Source organism: Edwardsiella ictaluri ATCC 33202 (assembly GCF_000264785.1).
In the GTDB taxonomy this organism is placed as follows: domain Bacteria; phylum Pseudomonadota; class Gammaproteobacteria; order Enterobacterales; family Enterobacteriaceae; genus Edwardsiella; species Edwardsiella ictaluri.
The window spans coordinates 1-4,515 of the sequence record NZ_AFJI01000107.1; the positions used below are offsets into that span (position 1 = coordinate 1).

General features: G+C 55.3%; 2 protein-coding genes and 2 pseudogenes. 2 read left to right on the plus strand and 2 right to left on the minus strand.

Annotation, left to right across the window (positions count from 1 at the left end):
- Positions 1–244, plus strand: a pseudogene (locus EIEH_RS15925) (integrase core domain-containing protein); the annotation flags it as partial.
- A gap of 420 nt (positions 245–664) precedes the next feature.
- Here the strand turns inward: EIEH_RS15925 and EIEH_RS15930 are convergent.
- A complete protein-coding gene (locus EIEH_RS15930) occupies positions 665–2,803 on the minus strand; it encodes an NEL-type E3 ubiquitin ligase domain-containing protein (RefSeq protein WP_035610278.1) in 2,139 nt (712 codons plus the stop codon).
- Positions 2,804–3,053: 250 nt separating this feature from the next.
- Between EIEH_RS15930 and EIEH_RS19885 the strand changes: the two are divergent.
- Positions 3,054–3,215 (plus strand): annotated as a pseudogene (locus tag EIEH_RS19885) (IS3 family transposase); the annotation flags it as partial.
- Between the two features lie 132 nt (positions 3,216–3,347).
- On the opposite strand, the gene EIEH_RS15935 reads toward EIEH_RS19885, so the two are convergent.
- A partial coding sequence (locus EIEH_RS15935) for an NEL-type E3 ubiquitin ligase domain-containing protein (protein WP_035610281.1) occupies positions 3,348–4,515 on the minus strand: 1,168 nt, incomplete at its 5' end.

Sequence of the window (4,515 nt, forward strand, 5' to 3'; positions counted from 1 at the left end):
TCTCAACAGGCAGCATGGGTGACGCTTACGATAATGCCATGGCCGAAAGTATCAACGGTCTGTACAAAGCGGAGATGATACACCGACAGCGCGGGAAAACTCTTCAGAGGCAGAGCGGGCCACACTGGCGTGGGAGGACTGGTACAACAATCGTCGGTTACTGGAACGGGTCGGTCATATCCCCCCGGCTGAAGCCGAAACAGCGTATTATGCTGCCATCGGAAACAGCGTTATGGCAGCCTGAGCTCCCGGACTTAACGCTCTCCCACAAAACCGGTACGGTTCACACAGCAAGCGTGGTGCGGTTCAACGCCTGATTTTGGCTGGTGTGTCTGTAGATATATTTCCCAAAGGGGAGGGCCGTTACTAATTGTATACACGGGGAAAATCCCCGTTACACAATCGTCGGGCCACAGGGTGCCCCTTTGCAATCCACCACCTGCGTTTCTACGCACCGGGAAAACCACCCACTCAGGGACAGGGTATGTTTTGTTGAGCCGCCAAACCTTGGCAGTATACAGAACATCGGGTCAGGGCGAGGGTCCCCGCCACCCGGCAGATTTTTTTGCATGCAAAAAGTGTGGGGTGACTGACGCGCGGGCGCTTGTCCAACGCCGCCCGGCGGCCGGAAACATTCCGGCCACCGCTCACGGTTACCGCTCGTTCACGCCAGAGAATGATATACAGAGGACTCAGCTAACGACCAGCGGGGCCCCAGATGCCCGGCCAGCAACTGCTCTGCCAGCGGGCGTAGGCCTTGCTGAAATGCTTTTTCTGCGCTCGCCATCGCTCTTGCACCGATAGTTCGTTCAGCCTCTATGTCACCGAGCAGACCTGCCGGTTCCAGCTCTGTGTCATATAACGTCTGGTATTCACGCTCATAATCCTCAATTTTCTTGTTAATGAGCGCTTTCCAGTCTTCCGCCTCTTTACGTATCAGTACGTTGTGCAACGGTTCCCACTGCAGTATCCACTCCCCGAACTGGCTGTTCTCGGCGCTCTTCACCTGAATTTCAGCAGTCTGAAGGTCTGATTCTGTAATTTTGGATTCGTCAAAATATTGCATTGCTTCGGTGGTGCCGCTCAGCTCAAGTGATTTTTTCAGTTGGTTCTGATAGCCCAGAAAGACCTCAATCTCATCGACGTTATCGTCCTCATAGGTCTCAGCGCGTAGCGTTTTTACCTTATCACGGGCAATCAGCTCCAGTTGCTCCAGGCGGAACATTTCACGCCCCACCGACACCAGCCCCGGGATATCGCTGTCGAACTCCCCTTTTTCAGCATTATGTACCAGTTGTACGCTCTTCATATTGTTCATCGCCAGTGTGACCCTGTCCTCACAGCTTGAGGTTGACTCCATCGCCATGGCGAAGATTTTGGCTCTTAGCCCCTCATCCTGCGCCAGTTGGGTGAGCCAGGTGGTTATCTGCACGTGAAAATCGGCTGCCAGATTATTTTTCGTCTCTTGCAGCCGGTCGAGGAAACTGCTGAAGGCGGCGGCATCCTCTTCATTCCCGATGGCCAGCCATCTGTCAGCAGAAGTCGCCTCGCCCGCTTCCGCTTCCGCTGGCGTCAGCCAGTCAGCCACCGCCAAGTGCAGGGCTCTGGGTTCCAGAGGTACTGAAGAGGCGCCCATATCAAAATCTATCCGGGGCCCCTGATAGTCGGTCCCGTTGGTCATGTCACGCAATGCCTGGATCGTATGCTCTGACAGGTGATTATTCTGCAGAGTTACCCTTGCTTCAGGGGACAAACGGGCGATGCTTTCCGGCAGGCTGGTCAGTTGGGTGTTAGAGGCATTCAGCGTCTGCAGTCCGGGGGGCAACTGCGGCAGGCTGGTCAGTGAAGTGCGAGAGACGTCCAGCCACTGCACTCCGGAGGGCAGATGCGTCAGGCGGCTCAGTGAGGTGTTAGAGACATTCAGCATCTTCAGCCCACAGGGCAGATGCGGCAGGCCGGTCAGTGAGGTGCCAGCGATATTCAGCCTCTGTAATCCGTCGGGCAACAGTGGCAGGCCGATCAGTGAGGAGCGAGAGACATTCAGTGTCTGCAGTCCGGAGGGTAGTGGCGGCAGTTTGGTTAGTGAAGAGCGGGAGGCATCCAGCCACTGCAGTCCGGAGGGCAGCGGCGGCAGTTTGGTCAGTGAAGTGAGAGAGACATTCAGCCACTGCAGTCCGTTGGGCAGCGGCGGCAGGCTGCTCAGTCGGGTGCCAGAGACATCCAGCCGGGCGTCATGCTCCATGCAGTGACGTAGCTGCTGCACTGTATTGGCACGGTCTGCTGTCTCTGCTGGCGGCGCAGCCCTTACCCATTCTGCCCACGCAGCCTCATACTCGTCCTCTGTCTGTGGACCCGCGGTGGCGGAAGCCGATGATATCAGGAGCCCCTCAGCGCCTTGTGGTGCGGGCTGGCTGAGGTCATGTGTTATCTCGCCATCCGGATAGACAACGGTATACGTATCGGCATCAATGGTGACTGATAATATTTCCCGTCCGTCTTTATCCCGGATACAGAAGCGGTTCTCTCTATCGAGACCAGACCGGATATTCTCCCTATATCCCGGAGAGGCGAGCGTCCTGAGCTGCTCAAATCTACCTGCTATCGCCTCCCGCGTGGTTCCGGCTGGCGGATGGCAAATTTCCCGGATGCAGCTTAGGGCTTCAGATTGATGCGTTGAGCAGAAAAACGCCTTAATCTTCTCCCATATACTCATTTCCGGTGGGGTATTAGCGCTGGCGATGCGACTAATGCGATTATTACTGATGGTGGCGGGGAAACATCCGGTTCCGACATAAAGTGGCATAGTGAAATTTTCCCATTAATTCAGTGGATAAATACCGCCTGTCCGAACGAATGGCTTTCCTTAAAGGGGGCAGTTTGGGTATTGAAAAGCATTGTACGTGAAGGCTCTTTTTGACCTTTCGACTTTACGCTGATCTTTGCTGAACCGTAGCGGATTTCTGGGAGACGACACTTTCAGTGAAAGGCGATCCGCCAGGACCGCGAAATCATCCCGGGGTGACTCCCCCGAACTCCGTGCGCGGGCAGTCAGAATGCCGAGAGCGCAGCGGGATAGTTACTCTTCTGAACCTGCTGCTATCAAATCCATTGCCCCTAAGATCGGCTGTAGCATCGACACCCTACGCTATTGGCATCGCCTGCATGAACGTGATGCTGGCGCGGTCGGTGATTATGGACTCACAACTGCCGAACGTGGACTGACCTGACCCACCCCGGCAGATTTTTTTCATGCAAAAAGTGTAGGGTGACGACCGACGCGCGGGCGCTTGGCCAACGCCGCCCGGCGGCCGGGAAAATTCCGGCCACCGCTCATGGTTACCGCACGTTCACGCCAGGGAGTGATATACAGAGTACTCAGCTAACGACCACCGGGGCCCCAGATGCCCGGCCAGCAACTGCTCTGCCAGCGGGCGTAGGCCTTGCTGAAATGCTTTTTCTGCGCTCGCCATCGCTCTTGCACCGATAGTTCGTTCAGCCTCTAGGTCACCGCCCAGACCTGCCGGTTCCAGCTCTGTGTCATATAACGCCTGGTATTCACGCTCATAATCCTCAATTTTCTTGTTAATGAGCGCTTTCCAGTCTTCCGCCTCTTTACGTATCAGTACGTTGTGCAACGGTTCCCACTGCAGTATCCACTCCCCGAACTGGCTGTTCTCGGCGGTCTTTACCTGAATTTCGGCAGCTTGAAGGTCTGACTCGGTAATGTGGGATACGCCAAAAAATCGCATCTCTTCGGTGGCTCCGCTCAGCTCAAGTGATTTTTTCAGTTTGTTTTGATAGCCCAGAAAAACCTCAATCTCATCGACTTTATCTTCATCGCCTCCATAGACCTCATCGCGTAGCGTTTTTATCTTCTCACGGGCAATCAGCTCCAGTTGTTCCAAGCGGAACATTTCACGACTTACCGACACTAACCCCTGGATATCGTTGTCGAATTTCCCTTTTTCAGCATTATGGATCAGTTGCACGCTCTTCATATTGTTCATCGCCAGTGTGACCCTGTCCTCACAGCTTGACGTTGATTCTGTCGCCATGGCAAAGGTTTTGGCTCTTAGCTCATCATCCTGCTCCAGCTGGGTGAGCCAGGTGGCTATCTGCCGGCGAAAATCGGCAGCCTGATTATTTTGCGTCGCTTTTAGCTGGTCGAGGAAACTGCTGAAGGCGGCGGCATCCTCTTCCTTCCCGATGGACTGCCATCTGTCAGCGGAAGCCGCCTCGCCCTCTGTCGCTGGCGTCAGCCAGTCAGCCACCGCCAAGTGCAGGGCTCTGGTTTCCAGAGGTACTGAAGAGGCGCCCATATCAAAATCTATCCGGGGCCCCTGATAGTCGGACGCATTGGTCATGTCACGCAATGCCTGGATCGTATGCTCTGACAGGTGATTATTCTGCAGAGTTACCCTTGCTTCAGGGGACAAACGGGCGATGCTTTCCGGCAGGCTGGTCAGTTGGGTGTTAGAGGCATTCAGCGTCTGCAGTCCGGGGGGCAGCTCCGGC

What these genes read in the sequence shown, in the direction of transcription:
- EIEH_RS15930 (WP_035610278.1), bottom strand. Translation starts at nt 2,803, where the DNA reads ATGCCACTTTATGTCGGAACCGGATGTTTCCCCGCCACCATCAGTAAT.